This is a genomic window from Streptantibioticus ferralitis, from assembly GCF_029223525.1.
GTDB classification, from domain to species: Bacteria; Actinomycetota; Actinomycetes; order Streptomycetales; family Streptomycetaceae; genus Streptantibioticus_A; species Streptantibioticus_A ferralitis.
In genome coordinates this window covers 40,998-59,483 of the sequence record NZ_JARHTQ010000027.1, presented here as the reverse complement: position 1 = coordinate 59,483, position 18,486 = coordinate 40,998, and the positions used below count along the sequence as shown (strand labels likewise).

14 protein-coding genes and 3 tRNA genes are annotated in these 18,486 nt (G+C 69.1%); 9 read left to right on the top strand and 8 right to left on the bottom strand.

Features of this window, described 5'->3' with window-relative positions; all coding sequences use genetic code 11:
- The first annotated feature begins 54 nt into the window (after positions 1-54).
- From hrpA to P2L57_RS30620, 3 genes are all read left to right on the top strand, one after another.
- Positions 55-4,002: an ATP-dependent RNA helicase HrpA gene (gene hrpA / locus P2L57_RS30630; protein ID WP_275820021.1), complete on the top strand. Its 3,948-nt coding sequence runs from the start codon at positions 55-57 to the stop codon at positions 4,000-4,002.
- Positions 4,003-4,086: 84 nt separating this feature from the next.
- A tRNA-Asp gene (locus tag P2L57_RS30625) sits at positions 4,087-4,164 on the top strand.
- Positions 4,165-4,405: 241 nt separating this feature from the next.
- The gene (locus P2L57_RS30620) at positions 4,406-4,612 is read left to right on the top strand and encodes a DUF6274 family protein (protein WP_275820018.1); all 207 of its coding nucleotides are present in this window, start codon (positions 4,406-4,408) and stop codon (positions 4,610-4,612) included.
- 297 nt (positions 4,613-4,909) lie between these two features.
- On the opposite strand, the gene bldC is transcribed toward P2L57_RS30620, so the two are convergent.
- Together bldC and P2L57_RS30610 are read right to left on the bottom strand one after the other, a co-directional pair.
- Complete coding sequence (gene bldC / locus P2L57_RS30615) at positions 4,910-5,116, bottom strand: developmental transcriptional regulator BldC (protein WP_003980577.1); 207 nt, start codon at positions 5,114-5,116, stop codon at positions 4,910-4,912.
- A gap of 479 nt (positions 5,117-5,595) precedes the next feature.
- The gene (locus P2L57_RS30610; RefSeq protein WP_372515998.1) at positions 5,596-6,474 is read right to left on the bottom strand and encodes a DUF8083 family protein; all 879 of its coding nucleotides are present in this window, start codon (positions 6,472-6,474) and stop codon (positions 5,596-5,598) included.
- 216 nt (positions 6,475-6,690) lie between these two features.
- Here P2L57_RS30610 and P2L57_RS30605 point away from each other — a divergent pair, with 216 nt between their 5' ends.
- Together P2L57_RS30605 and P2L57_RS30600 are read left to right on the top strand one after the other, a co-directional pair.
- Complete coding sequence (locus tag P2L57_RS30605) at positions 6,691-7,803, top strand: Leu/Phe/Val dehydrogenase (RefSeq protein ID WP_275820005.1); 1,113 nt, start codon at positions 6,691-6,693, stop codon at positions 7,801-7,803.
- A gap of 251 nt (positions 7,804-8,054) precedes the next feature.
- Positions 8,055-8,309 carry a DUF3073 domain-containing protein gene (locus P2L57_RS30600; RefSeq protein WP_275820003.1) on the top strand — a complete coding sequence of 85 codons (255 nt, stop codon included), beginning with the start codon at positions 8,055-8,057 and terminating at the stop codon, positions 8,307-8,309.
- Between the two features lie 145 nt (positions 8,310-8,454).
- Here P2L57_RS30600 and purM read toward each other — a convergent pair whose 3' ends face one another.
- From purM to purS, 6 genes are all read right to left on the bottom strand, one after another.
- Positions 8,455-9,537 (bottom strand): phosphoribosylformylglycinamidine cyclo-ligase, encoded by a 1,083-nt coding sequence (gene purM, locus P2L57_RS30595; RefSeq protein ID WP_275820001.1) that lies wholly within the window; start codon positions 9,535-9,537, stop codon positions 8,455-8,457.
- Positions 9,538-9,572: 35 nt separating this feature from the next.
- On the bottom strand, positions 9,573-11,090 hold the full coding sequence (purF, locus tag P2L57_RS30590; RefSeq protein ID WP_275819999.1) for an amidophosphoribosyltransferase: 1,518 nt from the start codon (positions 11,088-11,090) through the stop codon (positions 9,573-9,575).
- Positions 11,091-11,205: 115 nt separating this feature from the next.
- Positions 11,206-11,997: a maleylpyruvate isomerase family mycothiol-dependent enzyme gene (locus P2L57_RS30585; protein ID WP_275819997.1), complete on the bottom strand. Its 792-nt coding sequence runs from the start codon at positions 11,995-11,997 to the stop codon at positions 11,206-11,208.
- 163 nt (positions 11,998-12,160) lie between these two features.
- Positions 12,161-14,410, bottom strand: coding sequence for a phosphoribosylformylglycinamidine synthase subunit PurL (purL, locus tag P2L57_RS30580; RefSeq protein WP_275819995.1), 2,250 nt, complete (start codon positions 14,408-14,410; stop codon positions 12,161-12,163).
- Positions 14,410-15,141 carry a phosphoribosylformylglycinamidine synthase subunit PurQ gene (purQ, locus tag P2L57_RS30575; RefSeq protein WP_275819993.1) on the bottom strand — a complete coding sequence of 244 codons (732 nt, stop codon included), beginning with the start codon at positions 15,139-15,141 and terminating at the stop codon, positions 14,410-14,412. Before purQ ends, purL begins: the two co-directional genes overlap by 1 nt.
- Positions 15,138-15,383 (bottom strand): phosphoribosylformylglycinamidine synthase subunit PurS, encoded by a 246-nt coding sequence (gene purS / locus P2L57_RS30570; protein ID WP_275819991.1) that lies wholly within the window; start codon positions 15,381-15,383, stop codon positions 15,138-15,140. Before purS ends, purQ begins: the two co-directional genes overlap by 4 nt.
- 366 nt (positions 15,384-15,749) lie before the next feature.
- Here purS and P2L57_RS30565 point away from each other — a divergent pair, with 366 nt between their 5' ends.
- The 4 genes from P2L57_RS30565 to P2L57_RS30550 all read left to right on the top strand — a co-directional run bounded on the left by P2L57_RS30565 (position 15,750) and on the right by P2L57_RS30550 (position 18,486).
- Positions 15,750-16,067 (top strand): histone-like nucleoid-structuring protein Lsr2, encoded by a 318-nt coding sequence (locus P2L57_RS30565; protein ID WP_275819989.1) that lies wholly within the window; start codon positions 15,750-15,752, stop codon positions 16,065-16,067.
- Between the two features lie 1,039 nt (positions 16,068-17,106).
- A tRNA-Gly gene (locus tag P2L57_RS30560) sits at positions 17,107-17,178 on the top strand.
- 77 nt (positions 17,179-17,255) lie between these two features.
- Positions 17,256-17,331: transfer RNA gene (locus tag P2L57_RS30555), tRNA-Gly, on the top strand.
- Between the two features lie 135 nt (positions 17,332-17,466).
- On the top strand, positions 17,467-18,486 hold the full coding sequence (locus P2L57_RS30550; RefSeq protein WP_275819987.1) for an ABC transporter ATP-binding protein: 1,020 nt from the start codon (positions 17,467-17,469) through the stop codon (positions 18,484-18,486).

Sequence of the window (18,486 nt, the reverse complement as noted above, 5' to 3'; positions counted from 1 at the left end):
CCCCGTGAAACCCGTTCGCGGCATGCGCGCGCCGGGTGAGATCCTGGGAGCCGTATGTCCACTGCGCCTGCCCCCGCCCTGACAGCCCTCCTGGAGCGGCTGCCCGAACTGACGCTGCGCGATCAGCAGCGCCTCGGCCGCCGACTCGACGGTGCCCGTAAGATCCGCAAGCCCGAGGCCCGCGCGGCGGTCTGCGCGGAGATCGCCGCGCAGCTCGACGAGGCCGAGGCGCGGGTCGCCCGGCGCCTAGCGTCCGTACCGGCCGTCACGTACCCCGAGCAGCTGCCCGTCAGCCAGAAGAAGGCCGACATCCTGGCCGCGATCCGCGACCACCAGGTGGTGATCGTCGCGGGCGAGACGGGCTCCGGCAAGACCACCCAGATCCCCAAGATCTGCCTGGAGCTGGGACGTGGTGTCAAAGGCCTGATCGGTCACACCCAGCCGCGAAGGCTCGCGGCGCGCACGGTGGCCGAGCGAGTCGCGGAGGAACTGAACACTCCGATCGGCTCGGCGGTCGGCTGGAAGGTCCGCTTCACCGACCAGGTGGGCGATTCCACCCTGGTGAAGCTGATGACCGACGGCATCATGCTCGCCGAGATCCAGACCGACCGCGAGCTGCGCCAGTACGACACGATCATCATCGACGAGGCGCACGAGCGCAGCCTCAACATCGACTTCATCCTCGGCTATCTGGCGCAGCTGCTGCCCCGCCGCCCCGATCTCAAGGTCGTCATCACCTCGGCGACCATCGACCCGGAACGGTTCTCCCGGCACTTCGGCGACGCGCCGATCGTCGAGGTCTCCGGCCGTACCTACCCGGTCGAGGTGCGCTACCGCCCGCTGCTGGAAGAGGGCTCGGAGGACAGCGACCGCGACCAGATCACCGCGATCTGCGACGCCGTCGACGAGCTGCAGCGCGAGGGCCAGGGCGACATCCTGGTCTTCCTCTCCGGCGAGCGGGAGATCCGGGACACCGCGGACGCGCTCAACAAGAAGAACCTCGCCCGCGCCGGAGGCGCTGTCGGGCAGGGCACCGAGGTGCTGCCGCTGTACGCCCGGCTGTCCCACGCCGAGCAGCACCGGGTGTTCCAGCGGCCCGCCCAGGGAGTGGTCCGCCGCATCGTGCTCGCCACCAATGTGGCCGAGACCTCGCTCACCGTCCCCGGTATCCGGTACGTGATCGATCCGGGCACCGCCCGCATCTCCCGCTACAGCCATCGCACCAAGGTGCAGCGGCTGCCGATCGAGCCGATCAGCCAGGCCAGCGCCAACCAGCGCAAGGGCCGCTGTGGCCGCACCTCGGACGGCGTCTGCATCCGGCTGTACTCGGAGGACGACTTCGACTCCCGGCCGGAGTTCACCGACGCCGAGATCCTCCGTACCAACCTGGCCTCCGTCATTCTCCAGATGACCGCGGCCGGTCTCGGCGACATCGCCAAGTTCCCGTTCATCGACCCGCCGGACAGCCGCCACATCAAGGACGGCATCCAACTCCTCGAAGAACTGGGGGCGCTGGACCCGCGGCAGAAGGACGTCCGCAAGCGCCTCACCCCGGTCGGACGCAAGCTCTCCCAGCTGCCGGTCGACCCGCGGCTGGCCCGGATGGTCCTGGAGGCCGACCGCAACGGCTGTGTACGCGAGGTCATGGTCATCGCCGCCGCGCTGTCCATCCAGGACCCGCGTGAGCGCCCCTCCGACAAGCAGCAGCAGGCGGACGAGAAGCACCGCAGGTTCGCCGAGGAGACCAGCGACTTCCTGGCGTACCTCAATCTGTGGCGGTATGTCCGCGAGCAGCAGAAGACCCTGTCCTCGTCGGCGTTCCGCCGGATGTGCCGTACGGAGTTCCTCAACTACCTGCGGATACGCGAATGGCAGGACATCTACAGCCAGTTGCGTACCGTCGCCAAGTCGATGGACATCCACGTCAACGAGGCGGACGCCGACCCGCAGCGCGTCCACACCTCGCTGCTCGCCGGTCTGCTCTCGCACATCGGGTTGAAGGACACCGAGAAGAACGAGTACCTGGGCGCGCGCAGCGCCAAGTTCGCGGTCTTCCCCGGCTCGGCGCTGTTCAAGAAGCCACCGCGCTGGGTCATGTCCGCGGAGCTGGTCGAGACCTCCCGGCTGTGGGCCCGGGTCAACGCCCGGATCGAACCGGAGTGGGTCGAACCGCTCGCCCAGCACCTGGTCAAGCGCGCCTACAGCGAACCGCACTGGGAGCAGAAGCAGGCCGCGGTGATGGCCTACGAGAAGGTCACGCTGTACGGCGTCCCGCTGGTCGCCCAGCGCAAGGTCAACTACGGCCGGATCGATCCCGAGGTCTCCCGCGAGCTGTTCATCCGCAACGCCCTGGTCGAGGGCGACTGGCGCACCCATCACCAGTTCTTCCACGACAACCGCAAACTCCTCGGCGAGGTCGAGGAGTTGGAGCACCGGGCGCGCCGCCGCGACATCCTGGTGGACGACGAGGCGCTGTTCGACTTCTACGACGAGCGGCTGCCGGACCACGTGGTCTCCGGCGCGCACTTCGACTCCTGGTGGAAGCACAAGCGCCGGGAGGAACCGGAGTTGCTCAACTTCGAGCACTCCATGCTGATCAACGAGTCGGCGGAAACGGTCACCAAGGACGACTACCCCGACTCCTGGCGGCAGGGGAAGCTCAAGTTCAAGGTGACGTACCAGTTCGAGCCGGGCGCGGACGCGGACGGCGTCACCGTGCACATCCCGCTCCAGGTGCTCAACCAGGTCACCCCGAACGGCTTCGACTGGCAGATCCGGGGCCTGCGGGAGGACCTGGTCACCGAGCTGATCCGCTCGCTGCCCAAGCCGATCCGCCGTATGTGCGTGCCCGCGCCCAACTACGCCAAGGCGTTCCTGGACCGCGCGGTGGCCGGTCCCGATCCGTTGACCACCGTCCTGGCGGACGAGCTGCACCGGATGGTCGGGGTGGACGTCCACCCCGAGGACTTCGACCTGTCCAAGGTCCCGGACCATCTGAAGATGACCTTCCGGGTGGTCGACGAGCGCAGGCGCAAGCTGGCCGAGGACAAGGACCTCGAAGCGCTCAAGCTGAAGCTCAAGCCGAAGACCCGGGAGGCCATCTCCAAGGCCGCGGACTCCATCGGTATCGAGCAGCGCAGCGGCCTCACCCAGTGGACGGTCGGCACGCTGCCGCCCACCTTCGAGACCCGGCGGGCCGGGCAGCCGGTCAGGGCGTTCCCGGCGCTGGTGGACGAGGGCGAGTCGGTCGCCGTGAAGCTCTTCGACACCGAGGCCGAGCAGGCCGAGGCCATGTGGCGTGGCACACGTCGGCTGATCCTGCTCAACCTGCCGTCCAATCCGGCCAAGTTCGCCCAGTCCAAGCTGGGCAACGCCGACAAGCTGGCGCTCTCCCGCAGCCCGCACGGCAGCGTCCAGGCGCTGTTCGACGACTGTGTGACCGCCGCCGCCGACAAGCTCATCGCGGACCACGGCGGACCGGCGTGGGACGAGGAGGGGTTCCGCAAGCTGTTCGACAAGGTGCGTGCCGATGTGGTCGACACCACATTCGACACGGTCGCCAAGGTGCGGCAGGTGCTGGCCGCCTGGCAGGCGTGTGAGCGGCGGCTGAAGGCGACGACGAGTCCGGTGCTGCTGGCGAACCTCACCGACGTCAAGGAGCAGCTCACTGCGCTGGTCCACCCCGGTTTCGTCACCGCCGCGGGCTGGCGCCGGCTGCCGGATCTGCTGCGCTATCTGGTGGCCGTGGACCGGCGCCTGCAGCAGATGCCGACCAGCGCCCAGCGGGACCGCACCCGTATGGAGAAGGTCCACGAGATGCGGGACGAGTACGCGCAGTTGCTGGCCGCCCTCAAGCCGGGGCGTCCAGTACCGCCGGAGGTACGGGAGATCCGCTGGATGCTGGAGGAACTGCGGGTCAGCTACTTCGCGCACGCCCTGGGCACCGCCTACCCGGTCTCCGACAAGCGGATCCTCAAGGCGATCGACGCGGCCTGGCCGTAGGCCGGATCGTGGGTTCGACCAGGGGGCCTGACCTGCTGTACAGTCTTCTTCGCAGCGCAGGAAGTTCTGAGCGCCGCGAAACCTGGTCCTGTGGAGCAGTTTGGAGTGCTCGCCACCCTGTCAAGGTGGAGGCCGCGGGTTCAAATCCCGTCAGGACCGCCAACGGCCCGCGTCCTCTGGGATGCGGGCCGCAGTGTTATGTGACGTCGGTAACGCCGGAGTTGGGGCGCCGCGGACCCCGCGGGCTCATCCGGATACGCCTGTCCCTCGTCGCGCCCACCGCCAACCACCGCGCCCCCGCGGCGTACCCCCGGAAAGGGTGGCTTACCCCGGGTGAGTCTTGACGCACCCATCCGGGGCGAGTACCTCTGGCGGTAGGGGCGGCGGAAGGCGGGTGGTTCCGATGTCGACAGCGGTATCGGGAGGCGCGGAGCGCCGGACAGCGCGTTATCCGGAACACGAGACACGGGCGCTGCTGCGCGCCCATCTGTCGGCCGCCGCGGGCCGCGGCCATCTGACCCGGCACTGTCCGATCTGCCACCGGCTGCTGCGGCTGGCGATGGAGTCCCGCGGCGCGGACCAGGCCGACGAAAACACACCGTCCGCCTGAGCTCAAAGCGGCCCGGACCCCTTTACCGCATGCCTACATCGGGCGGCAATACTGCCACATGTGACGGGAGTCACGGGAACAGTTGCGGAGAAGGTGGAACTTCCGCCCCTGCCGTATGCCGTCAATTTAATATGTGAAATTGCACTCCCGACCGAACGGCTTTCGAACGCAAAAAGATCGCGTCGGACCCGGCGGAGTCCGACGCGATCTAGAGGCGAACCCTGATGGGGACAGGGGTCAGGAAGTGCTTTAGGGGATCCGGGCTGGGGGACCCGAGATCGGCTGATTTGGGGTGTTTCAGCTCTCGGAACGCTGCTGCGGAATGCCCGCAAGCAGAGCCCGTACCTCCGCCTCACGGTAGCGGCGGTGGCCACCGAGCGTACGGATGGACGTGAGCTTGCCTGCCTTTGCCCAGCGCGTGACCGTCTTCGGGTCCACACGGAACATGGTGGCGACCTCAGCGGGGGTCAGCAGCGGCTCGGCATCAGGGGTGCGAGCGGTCATGAGCGGCCTCCTCGGGAGAACCGAACCATCACGGTTCTTTCCTCTAAATTCTGCACCTTGACCCGCGTTGCCCGAAATGGCGGACGCGAGCCGAGTCGGTAATAGGACGAACGGCTTGTCCTCGGCACTACAACTACACCATCTGTCCAGCCGTGTCGGCCAAACCGATGGAATTGCCCTCTCAGGTGTTCAAGCTCGGCGGAAGCCGATGGACCGGGCCATAACGGACAGTTACGCAGGCGTGACGATCAGTCACAGTGGGATCACAGGACCGGGGCGACACAGGAACACGCGAGTTGTCCTATTTTGACACGAGGGTTAGCTATGGAGGCAAGAGTCAGGAAACGTGCTCTCCATCACGCTTGACCAATAGGTCGGGATCGGGACCAAGGGCCTGGTCTCAGGTCCAGTCCAAATCCCGTTCCCGGGATAAGCGTTCGGTAAGGGTACACATCACCCGGTGATGGTCAAACGCGCGTTCAGCTCGCGTACTGCAGCTCGCGCACCCCGCGCCAGCGAGCGGTCAACCGGGCGTACGTCTCAGCGGCCCGCGCACCGTCCCCTTCGCGCAGCGCCGCCAGCCCCTCCGCCACCTCCGCCGCGCTGTGATCGCCCGCCAGTCGGCTTTCCGGAATGGCGTGCACCAAACCGCCGTAGTCCAACTCGACCAACGAGCGCGGGTGGAACTCTTCCAGCCAGCGGCCGACGTCCACCAGGCCGTCGATCAACGGCCCTTCCTCAAGGCTGTCCCGCAGCACCCGCAGTCCCCGCGCCACCCGGCGCCGCGCCTGCACCATCGCCGCGCGATAGCGCAGCACCGGCGCGGTGCACTGCTTCTGGTCGCCGTCGCCGTCGGCGTCCGGTTCGGCGACGCTGCCCGGCTCGAAGTCCCGTTCCGAGTCGTCGAAGAGCACGAACCAGCGCACCGGCACATGCCAGGTGGCCGACCGGATCCACGGCCGGGCGTCCGGGTTGGCGGACCGCCACTGCTCGTAGTCCGCCGCCGTCTGGCGCCGTACGACCGGCGGCAGCACCGCGTCCAGAACCGGCGCGGGCAGTTCCTCCTGGAGCTGCTCCAGCGCCAGCCAGGCGCGCAGCCGGGTGCGCCACGGGCAGACGTGGGTCACCCCGTCCACCACCGCGACGAACGCGTCCCGGCTCTCGTGCACCGGCACCGGCACCGGCGGCACCGGCACCAGATCGGCCAGCGACTGACGCAACTCGTCCTGGGCGGTGGGCAGATGGCCCGCCTCGGCGTACCGCCGCCAGTGGCTGCGCTCGGGCTCGGGAAATGCCGCGAGAGGCTCGTAGACGCGCAGATACGAGGCGTACGGCACCGCAACCGCAGACAAGCCCACCAGCTCCCTCGTCGCCGTCTGTATGCCGCATCGTGCCACGCCAGCCGCCCTCCCGTCTCCCACCCACCGCCCCCTTGGGCCACGGCTTCCGTCCGCCGTGGGAGTGATCCATGACACGGGGGGCGCTACCGCGTGTGAACGGGCCTAATCTTCTGTTCACCGGGCCCTCCCCTACCCTCCCGGAGGGCTTATTCACCGACCTCGGGAGTCACCACCGTGACCGACGTACGTCCATCAGATTCCGTGGTCTCCAAGCTGTTCCGATCGGAGCAGGGGGGACACGAGCAGGTCGTGCTCTGCCAGGACCGCGACAGCGGCCTGAAGGCCGTCATCGCCATCCACTCCACCGCCCTGGGCCCCGCCCTCGGCGGTACCCGCTTCTTCCCGTACGCCAGCGACGAGGCGGCCGTCGAGGACGCGCTGAACCTCGCGCGCGGCATGAGCTACAAGAACGCTCTCGCGGGGCTCGACCACGGCGGCGGCAAGGCCGTCATCATCGGCGACCCGGCGGTCGACAAGACGCCCGAACTCCTGCGTGCCTACGGCCGGTTCGTCGCCTCGCTCGGCGGTCGCTACGTGACCGCGTGCGACGTCGGCACCTACGTCGCGGACATGGACGTCATCGCCGCCGAGAACCCGTGGACCACCGGCCGTTCCCCGGAGAACGGCGGGGCCGGCGACTCGTCGGTGCTCACCGCGTACGGCGTCTTCCAGGGCATGCGGGCCTCCGCGCAGGTCCGCTGGGGCGACCCGACGCTGCGCGGTCGCCGGGTGGGTATCGCGGGCGTCGGCAAGGTGGGCCACCACCTCGTGGAGCACCTGCTGGCGGACGGCGCGATCGTGGTGATCACCGACGTCCGCGCGGAGGCCGTGGAGCGGATCCGCACGGCGCACCCCGAGGTTGCGGCGGCCGCCACCACCGAGGCTCTGATCAGCGCCGATCTCGATGTGTACGCACCGTGCGCACTGGGTGGCGCCCTGAACGACACGAGTGTGCGCAACCTCACAGCATCGATTGTCTGCGGCGCCGCCAACAACCAACTGGCGCACCCCGGGGTCGAGAAGGACCTGGCTGATCACGGAATCCTTTACGCCCCGGATTACGTGGTGAATGCCGGTGGCGTGATCCAGGTGGCCGACGAGTTGCACGGGTTCGATTTCGACCGGGCGAAGGCAAAGGCCACGAAGATCTTTGACACAACTTTGGCAATATTCGAACGCGCCGCGGCCGACGGAATTCCGCCAGCTGCTGCCGCCGACCGGTTGGCCGAGCAGCGGATGGCCGACCGTACCCCGGCCGAGAGCTGGTTGCGCCCATCGGTTGACTGACGGGGTGACCCGTACCACGACCCGGCGGCCGTCTTGTCGCGAAAGAAGGTAAAATCGTGGCTGACCAGCTAGGACGGGGCCGTTAACGGACCCTGCTTCGACGCGCGTCGTGCGGGCGACGTACCGTGTGGGCGCGGAAGCAGGTACCGTTGAAGCCCTACGGACCGGTCTTCGCCATGGAGACCGTTCCCATTCATGAACGCGTGTCAAGACTCGGGGCCGTCGAGCCCCGCCGTTGAGGGGGTCGAGCCATGGGGCGCGGCCGGGCCAAGGCCAAGCAGACAAAGGTCGCCCGCCAGCTGAAGTACAACAGCGGCGGAACGGATCTCTCACGTCTGGCCGAGGAGCTGGGCGCATCGTCGTCACGACCGGCAAAGCCGGAGCCCGTAGAGGACGATGAGCGGAACAACGACCCGTACGCACGGTACGCGGATCTCTACAACGACGAGGACGACGAAGACGAGGACTCCGAGGAGCACTCGTCGCAGCAGCGTCGTCGCGCTTGACGATTCCGTCTTGCTCACCCGGTCCGGGGCCTGCCTCGGACCGGGTTTCGTCGCGCCCTCTCCTTGAGTTCGTTCGCCTCCGACCGCTGATGTCACTGCGGCACACTCACGGCCGGAAGCGGGGCGAGCCCCCTCTTCGGAGTGGCTACGCCGCGTAGTCGCCGGTCAGCGTCACCGCCTCGGCGCGGTCTCCCCGGTCGTCGATCTCGCCTGCCACCCAGGCATCCACACCGCGATCACCGAGGGTGGCCAGCGCCACGTCGACCGACTCCTGGGGCACCACGGCGATCATGCCGACGCCCATGTTCAGAGTCTTCTCCAGCTCCGGCCTGCTGACCTCGCCCAACCTGCCGACCAGGTCGAAGATCGGGGCCGGGGTCCAGGTCGAGCGGTCGACGGTGGCGTGCAACTGGTCGGGGATGACCCGGGCCAGGTTGTTGGCCAGCCCGCCGCCGGTGATGTGCGAGAAGGCGTGCACCTCGGTGGTGCGGGTGAGCGCCAGGCAGTCCAGCGAGTAGATCTTCGTCGGCTCCAGCAGTTCCTCGCCCAACGTCCGCCCGAGCTCCGGAACCTCGCGGTCCAGCGCCCAGCCCGCCCGGTCGAAGAGCACGTGCCGAACGAGTGAGTACCCGTTCGAGTGAAGTCCTGAGGACTCAAGAGCGATGACCGCGTCACCCGTTCGGATGCGATCCGCGCCCAGCAGGCGGTCTGCCTCGACCACACCCGTACCGGCGCCCGCCACATCGAAGTCATCGGCGCCCAGCAGACCGGGGTGCTCCGCGGTCTCGCCGCCGACCAGGGCGCACCCGGCCAGCGCGCACCCCTCGGCGATGCCCTTGACGATGGCGGCGACCCGCTCGGGGTAGACCTTGCCCACACAGATGTAGTCGGTCATGAACAGCGGCTCGGCGCCGCACACCACCAGGTCGTCCACCACCATGCCGACCAGGTCGTGGCCGATGGTGTCGTACACGCCCATCCGCCGGGCGATGTCCACCTTGGTGCCGACACCGTCGGTGGCCGAGGCGAGCAGCGGCCGCTCGTAGCGCTTCAGGGCGCTGGCGTCGAACAGCCCGGCGAAACCGCCGAGGCCGCCGACGACCTCGGGGCGGGTGGCCTTGCGCACCCACTGCTTCATCAGCTCGACGGCGGTGTCGCCCGCCTCGATGTCGACGCCCGCGGCTGCGTAGCTCGCGCCGCCTGCGGCAGTCGAGGTCTCTGAAGACATTGCCTTGAGATCTTTCGTGTGAGGGGTTACGAGCCCTAGGGGCGACGGAGTGCGTTCGCGGCGTCCGGGCCGCCCGCGAGCTCGGTCTCCAGCAGCTGCTTGCCCAACAGCTCCGGGTCGGGCAGCTCCATCGGATACTCGCCGTCGAAGCAGGCGCGGCACAGGTTGGGCTTGGCGATCGTGGTCGCCTCGACCATGGCGTCGATGGAGATGTAGGCCAGCGAGTCGGCGCCCAGCGACTTGCCGATCTCCTCGACCGACATGCCGTTGGCGATCAGCTCGGCGCGGGTCGCGAAGTCGATGCCGAAGAAGCAGGGCCACTTCACCGGCGGCGAGGAGATCCGCACATGGACCTCGGCCGCACCGGCCTCGCGCAGCATCCGGACCAGTGCCCGCTGGGTGTTGCCGCGGACGATCGAGTCGTCGACGACCACCAGGCGCTTGCCCCGGATGACCTCCTTGAGCGGATTGAGCTTGAGGCGGATACCCAGTTGGCGAATGGTCTGCGACGGCTGGATGAAGGTCCGGCCCACATAGGAGTTCTTCACCAGGCCGGAGCCGTACGGGATGCCGCTCTCCTCGGCGTAGCCGACGGCGGCCGGGGTGCCCGACTCCGGCGTGGGTATCACCAGATCGGCCTCGACCGGGGCCTCCTTGGCGAGCCTGCGGCCCATCTCGACGCGCGAGAGGTAGACATTGCGGCCCGCGATGTCGGTGTCCGGGCGCGCCAGGTAGACGTACTCGAAGACACAGCCCTTCGGCCTGGCCTCGGCGAACCGGGAGGAGCGCAGCCCGTTCTCGTCGACGGCGATCAGCTCGCCGGGCTCCACCTCGCGGACGAACGTGGCGCCGACGATGTCCAGGGCGGCGGTCTCCGAGGCGACCACCCAGCCGCGCTCCAGACGGCCCAGGACCAGCGGTCGGATGCCCTGCGGGTCACGCGCCGCGTAGAGCGTGTGCTCGTCCATGAAGACCAGGCAGAAGGCGCCCTTGACGGTCGGCAGCACACGCTGTGCGGCGTCCTCGAGGGGCAGCGGCTTGCCGTCCTCGTCGACCTGCCCGGCGAGCAGCGCGGTCACCAGGTCGGTGTCGTTGGTGGCCGCGACATTGGTGGCCCGGCCGTCGCCCTGCGGGAGCTTGGCGACCAGCTCGGCCAGCTCGGCGGTGTTGACCAGGTTGCCGTTGTGGCCCAGCGCGATGGAGCCGTGCGCGGTGGCCCGGAAGGTCGGCTGGGCGTTCTCCCACACCGAGGCACCGGTGGTCGAGTAACGCGCGTGACCGACGGCGATATGTCCCTTGAGGGAGCCGAGGGAGGTCTCGTCGAAGACCTGGGAGACCAGGCCCATGTCCTTGAAGACCAGGATCTGGGAGCCGTTGCTCACTGCGATGCCCGCGGACTCCTGTCCGCGGTGCTGCAGGGCGTACAGCCCGAAATAGGTGAGCTTGGCGACCTCTTCGCCCGGGGCCCAGACGCCGAAGACGCCGCAAGCGTCCTGGGGGCCTTTCTCGCCGGGAAGGAGATCGTGGTTGAGTCGTCCGTCACCACGTGGCACGACACCGAGTCTAGGGCAGGTCCGGAACTGGTCCGAACCGGGGATCGCCCCTCACCACAGGGTGACCCGACGGGGACATGGGGTCACACCGGCCGGCCGCCCGGCCCGGCGGGATTCACCCCAGCACCGGCAGATAGCCGGAGAGATCAGCCCGCTCGCCGCTTGCCGACACCTCGGCGGAACTCATCGCGTCCGCCCAGGAGGTGCGGCCGGTGGCCAACCGGATCCAGGTCAGCGGCGCGGTCTCGACGACGTTCGGCGGCGTCCCGCGGGTGTGCCGCGGCCCGGCGACGCACTGCACCGCCGCGTACGGCGGTACCCGTAGCTCGACCGCGTTGCCGGGCGCCTTCCCGGCGAACGCGTCGGCGAGCAGACGGGTGGTGATGGCCAGCGCCTGCCGGTCGTACGGGATCTCGATGCCCAGCGCGTCGGACAGGTCATCCGTGTGGACGACGAGTTCGACGCAGCGGGTCACCAGGTAGTCATCGAGGCGCATCGCGCCCACCCGAACCGCGACCGGGCGGTCGTCGGGTGCGGCGGGGGCCAGTTCCGCGAACCGGGCCGCGGTACGTTCCAGCAGTTCGGCCGGGTCCGCGCCGGCCGCCAGTGCGCGGGCGTCCTCGCCGATCTCCCCGGCGCGCGCCGCCGTCGCCAACGCCCAGTCGGCGACGGCGAGTTCCGGTGCGGCCGGGGCGGGCTGCTCCAAGGCGCGGTTCACGCTCTGCAGGGCCATGGAGATGTGCGCCAGCAGTTCACGCACCGTCCAGTCGCCGAGCCGGGTCGGCGCGGCGAGCCGCTCCGTACCGAGCCCGCGCACCACATCCCGTACGTGCCCGAACTGGGCGCTGACGGCGGCGCGGGTCCTGGCCGGATCGTAGGAGCGTGCTTTACGGGTACGCGGCGGCATGATCGTGAGCGTAACCGCCTGCGGCGGGCCTGGGAGGTGCGGTGGGCACCGGCCGGTTCGGCGCCGCCGGGCCACGCCGCCGTGGTTCCTCGCCGCGACGGCGAGCAACCACACCCGACCGGACCGGCGGTACCAGGCCCGCCGCACCCGGAAAGAAGGGGCGTCAGCCCAGCAGCGCCGGGATCGCCGCCTCGTGGGCCTGCCTGAGCTCGGCCAGCGGAACGCTGAACTGCCCCTGCACGTCCAGCACTTCGCCGTCGACCACACCGATGCGGGTGGCCGCCAGACCGCGCGCCCGGCACATGTCGGTGAACCGCAGTTCCTCGCTGCGCGGCACGGACACGATCGCCCGGCCCGCCGACTCGGAGAAGAGGGTGACGAACGCGTCCTGGCCCTCCGGCACCACCACCCGGGCGCCCTTGCCGCCCTTGAGGCAGGACTCGACCAGCGCCTGCGCCAGACCGCCGTCGGACAGGTCGTGCGCCGCGTCGATCATCCCGTCCCGCGAGCCGGAGATCAGGATCTCGGCGAGCAGCTTCTCCTGCTCCAGGTCGACCTTGGGCGGCAGTCCGCCCAGGTGACCGTGGTCGACCTGGGACCAGGCGGAACCGCCGAACTCCTCCCGGGTCTCACCGAGCAGGTAGATCAGCTGGCCCTCCTCGGCGAACGCCATCGGCGTACGGCGGGTGACGTCGTCGATCACCCCCAGCACCGCGACCACCGGGGTCGGGTGGATGGCGGTCTGCCCTGTCTGGTTGTACAGGGAGACGTTTCCGCCGGTCACCGGAGTGCCGAGCACCTGGCACGCGTCGGCGAGCCCGCGGGTCGCCTCGGCGAACTGCCACATGACGGCCGGATCTTCGGGCGAGCCGAAGTTGAGGCAGTCCGAGACGGCCAGCGGCCTGGCGCCGGTGGCCGCGACATTGCGGTACGCCTCGGCCAGCGCGAGCTGCGCACCGGCGTACGGGTCGAGCTTCGCGTACCGCCCGTTGCCGTCGGTGGCCACCGCGACGCCGAGGTTGGTCTCCTCGTCGATCCGGACCATGCCGGAGTCCTCCGGCTGCGCCAGGACCGTGTTCCCCAGCACGTACCGGTCGTACTGGTCGGTGATCCAGGACTTCGACGCCTGGTTGGGGCTGCCGACCAGGCGCAGCAGGGCGTCCCGCAACTCGGCGCCGGTCGCCGGGCGCGGCAGCTTGCCCGCGTCGTCGCCCTGCAGCGCGTCCTGCCACTCCGGCCGGGCGTAGGGCCGCTCGTAGACCGGACCCTCGTGGGCGACGGTGCGCGGCGGGACGTCGACGATCTGCTCGCCGTGCCAGTAGATCTCCAGCCGGTCGCCGTCGGTGACCTCACCGATGACGGTGGCGATGACATCCCACTTCTCGCAGATCTCCAGGAAGCGGTCGACGTTGTGCGGCTCGACGACCGCGCACATCCGCTCCTGGGACTCGCTCATCAGGATTTCCTCGGGGCTGAGCGTGGCGTCGCGCAGTGGCACCGTGTCCAGCTCGATCCGCATGCCGCCGGTGCCGGCCGAGGCCAACTCGCTGGTGGCACAGGACAGTCCGGCGCCGCCGAGGTCCTGGATGCCGACGACCAGCTTCTCCCGGAAGATCTCCAGGGTGCACTCGATCAGCAGCTTCTCCTGGAACGGGTCGCCGACCTGGACCGCGGGACGCTTGGTGGGACCGGTCGACTCGAAGGTCTCCGAGGCGAGCACGGAGACACCGCCGATGCCGTCGCCGCCGGTCCTGGCGCCGTAGAGGATCACCTTGTTGCCGGGGCCGGAGGCCTTGGCGAGGTGGATGTCCTCATGCTTCATCACGCCCACGCACAGCGCGTTGACCAGCGGGTTGCCCTGGTAGCAGGCGTCGAAGACCACCTCGCCGCCGATGTTGGGCAGACCCAGGCAGTTGCCGTAGCCGCCGATGCCCGCGACCACGCCGTGCGCGACGCGCTTGGTGTCGGCCTCGTGCGGGTCGCCGAACCGCAGCGGGTCCATCACGGCCACCGGCCGGGCGCCCATGGCGAGGATGTCGCGGACGATGCCGCCGACGCCGGTGGCCGCGCCCTGGTAGGGCTCGATGTACGAGGGGTGGTTGTGCGACTCGACCTTGAAGGTGACCGCGTACCCCTGGCCGACGTCGACCACGCCCGCGTTCTCGCCGATGCCGACCAGCATCGCCGTGCTCTCCGGGGCCTTCTCGCCGAACTGCCGCAGATGGACCTTGCTGCTCTTGTACGAGCAGTGCTCGGACCACATGACCGAGTACATGGCGAGCTCCGCGCCGGTCGGGCGGCGACCGAGGATGGCGGTGATCCGCTCGTACTCGTCAGGCTTGAGGCCGAGTTCGGCCCACGGCAGGGAGGTGTCGGGGGTCTGCTCTGCGTTCTTGACGGTGTCGAGGGTCATTACGCTTTCACCAGTTGCTTCAGGATCGAGGTGAAGAATCCGAGGCCCTCGGTCGTCGGGCCGGTCAGCGGCTCGACCGCGTGCTCGGGGTGCGGCATCAGACCGACCACGTTTCCGGCCTCGTTGGTGATGCCCGCGATGTCGCGGCGCGAGCCGTTGGGGTTCAGATCGAGGTAGCGGGCCACCACCCGGCCCTCGGCCTCCAGCATGTCCAGGGTGCGCTCGTCTGCGACGTAGCCGCCCTCGCCGTTCTTCAGCGGGACGGTGATCTCCTGGCCCTGCTGGTAGTCGGCGGTCCAGGCGGTCGAGGCGTTCTCGATCCGCAGCTTCTGGTCGCGGCAGATGAAGTGCAGATGGTCGTTGCGGGTCAACGCACCGGGCAGCAGATGGGATTCACACAGGATCTGGAATCCGTTGCAGATACCGAGAACCGGCAGGCCCTGCTTGGCGCCCTCGATGATCATCTCCATGATCGGCGAGAAGCGGGCGATGGCGCCGCAGCGCAGGTAGTCCCCGTAGGAGAAACCACCCGGCAGCACGACCGCGTCGACCTGCCGCAGATCCTTGTCGCGGTGCCACAGCGAGACCGGCTCGGCCCCGGCGAGCTTCACCGCGCGCAGGGCGTCCTGGTCGTCGAGCGAACCGGGGAAGGTGACGACTCCGATCCGAGTGTTACCGCGGCCCGAAAGGCCCCCGTCGAGGGTGGTGGCGGGCGACGGGTGGGCTGTCACGAGTCGACCCTCACGGTGAAGTCCTCGATCACGGTGTTGGCGAGAAAACTCTCGGCGATCTTGTGGATACGGGCGAGGGCGTCGTCGTCGACCGGCCCCTCGACTTCGAGTTCAAATCGCTTGCCCTGGCGGACGTCCGAGATCCCTTCGAAGCCCAGGCGAGGAAGTGCGCGCTGCACCGCCTGGCCCTGGGGGTCGAGGATCTCCGGCTTGAGCATGACGTCGACTACGACGCGTGCCACGTGCACTCCCGGTGGTGTGGTGCGTGAGGTGACCTCGAAGGCGGCGGCTGCGGCGACCTCCGAAGTGCTCTCAGCGTACCTGTCCGGAAAATCTACGCGCATAGATATCCCGGTTGCCCCATCACGGTTAGGCATCGACCGGGGTAACCTCTGTGGAAAACGCAAGGAAAACCGTATGGTCCCGATTGCGGTGCGATGGGGCAGGGAAATATGCCACAGCTTCCGCTCGTAATACCGTCCCTTGTGCAAATCAAAACGCATTGACCCCGACCAGTCGGCTACGGCACATCTCCGCACGTCAGGGCGGACGACATAGGTACCGATACGTACCCGTGCAGCCGTTGCCGCACGAAAGGACCGATATCCATGGCGCAGCGCGTGGTGGTCACCCTCTCCGACGACATCGACGGCGGCGAAGCAGAGGAAACGGTCGCGTTCGGCCTTGACGGCAAGACTTACGAGATCGACCTCTCCGCCGCGAATGCGGACAAGCTCCGCGATGCGTTGACGCCCTACCTGAAGGCCGGCCGCCGCCGCAGCCGCTCGGGCAAGGCATACAAGCGCACCTCGGTCGCTCCGGACCCGGCGGCGGTGCGGGCCTGGGCACGGTCGCACGGTTTCGATGTGCCGCCGCGGGGGCGGATTCCCAAGAAGGTGTACGAGGCGTTCGACGCCGCACGCTAAACGATTCCTCTGCGGATAGGTAAGGGGTTCTTTTCTGGGGGCTTCGCCCCCAGCCCCCCCGCTGCGGGCGGCTCTTTCTGGGGGCATGCCCCCGGCCCCCTGCGGGCATGGGGCTTTCCCGGGGGCTTCGCCCCCAGACCCCACGGGGCTCTTTGTTCGGGACGCGCCCCCGGCACTCCGCGGCGGCGCGACTTTCTTGGGGCACGCTCCCGGCCCTCCACCGGGGCGCGGCTTTCTGGGGCATGCGCCCCCAGCCCCAGCTCGGAGGAGACAACGGTTTCCTGGGGGCGCGCCCCGGCCACGCGCGGAAGAGACAACAGTTTCTCGGGGGTGCACCCCGGCCCAGTGCAGAGGAGACAACGGTTTCTTGGGCGCGCGCCCCGGCCCCAGCTCGGAGGAGACGACGCTTTCCTGGGGCGCACGCCCCCGCCCCAGCTCGGAGGAGACAACGGTCTCTTGGGGGCGCACCCCGCCTCGGCGCGGAAGAGAAAGCGCTTTCCTGGGGGCGCACCCCCGCCCCACACGGAAGAGACAACGCTTTCCTGGGGGCGCACCCCCGCCCCACCGCGGAAGAGACAACGGTTTCTCGGGGCGCACCCCGGCCCACCACGGAAGAGACAACGCTTTCCTGGGGGCGCGCCTCCGGTCCGCTGCGGGCTGGGGGCTTTCTCGCGGGCCTCACCCCAGACCTTCACAAGGGCGCTTTCCTCGGGGCGCGGTCCGGCTCTCCACCGGGGCCGCGACTTTCTTGGGGCGCACGCACCCGCCCCCGCTGTGGAGGGGCGGCGTTTTCTCGGGGGCATGGCCCGGCCCTCCGCAGGGTGCGGGTTTCTTGGGGTGGAACCCCGGTCCCGCGCAGGGGTGCGGCTCTCCTGGGGCAAACGCGCCCCGAACCCAGGGCCGGACAGAGTGGGGCATAGGACCCATGAGGGCCTGGGGGACGGGGAGTTGGGGCGCCGATTGGACAGGCACCCCTGGTGATCAGCTAAAGTCTGAAGCGCGCCGGGGGCGAGGCCGAAAGGCCGAGTCACCGAACCGCGCGGGTGTAGCTCAGTAGTAGAGCGCCCCTTTTCCAAAGGGGAGGCGCAGTGTGCGATTCCTGTCACCCGCTCCGACGGCCCTCCTGGTCTATTCGATCAGGTAGAGTAGTCAGCGCGCCGGGCGGTGAAAGCCGCTCGGATGCAACCTGCGGACGTAGCTCAGTTGGTAGAGCGCAACCTTGCCAAGGTTGAGGTCGCGAGTTCGAGCCTCGTCGTCCGCTCCAGCAAGAAAGGGACCTGCTCCTTCCGGAGCAGGTCCCTTTCTTTTGCTGTCCCCTCGATGCCTCGATGACAAATGTCATCGGCACTGATGACACCGTGCACCGTTCACCGGCCCGCGTCGGCGGAACCCTTGGGACATGCACACCGAGAGGGACACGGACACTGACCGGCATGTGATCGAGGTCACCGCACTACGGCGCCGCTACGGCCCGCCCGGCGCCAAGGCCGCCAAACGCGCCACGGACGCCAAGAACGCGCCGGGCGCGAAGAACGCACCGGGCTTCGAAGCCGTGCGCGGCATCTCGTTCACCGTCGCACGGGGCGAACTGTTCGCCCTGCTGGGCACCAACGGCGCGGGCAAGACCTCCACCGTTGAAGTCCTGGAGGGACTGGCCGCGCCTACCGGCGGCCAGGTGCGGGTGCTGGGCCACGACCCGTACCGGGACCGCGCCGCCGTCCGGTCGCGGATCGGCGTCATGCTGCAGGAGGGCGGCTTCCCCTCCGAGCTGACGGTGATGGAGACGGCACGCATGTGGGCCGGGTGTACGACCGGCGCCCGGCCGGTCGGCGAGGCCCTGGAGATGGTGGGCCTCACGGCGCGCGGCGCGGTGCGGGTCAAGCAGCTGTCCGGTGGCGAGCGGCGCCGTCTCGACCTGGCGTTGGCCCTGCTCGGCAACCCCGAGTTGGTGTTCCTCGACGAGCCGACCACCGGTCTGGACGCCGAAGTGCGGCGGGAGACCTGGGAATTGGTGCGGCGGCTCCGGGAGCAGGGCACCACCATCGTGCTCACCACGCACTACCTGGACGAGGCGGAGGCGCTCGCCGACCGGCTGGCGATCATGCAGGCGGGCCGCATCGTGGTGTCCGGCACCCCTGCCGAGGTCACGGCGGCGCGCCCGGCGCACATCCGGTTCCAACTGCCGGAGCACATCGCACCGGCCGAACTGCCGCTGTCCGTACCGGCCGCGGTGACCGGCCGCCGGGTGGAGATCCGCACCCTGCGGCTGCAGGACGCGCTCACCGAACTACTGCTGTGGGCACGGGACAAGGACCTCGTACTCGACGGCCTCGACGCCCGGTCCGCCTCGCTCGAAGAGGCGTTCCTGGAGATCGCGGCGGGCCAGCTGAGCGAGCACGTAACGGAGGAAGCGGCGTGA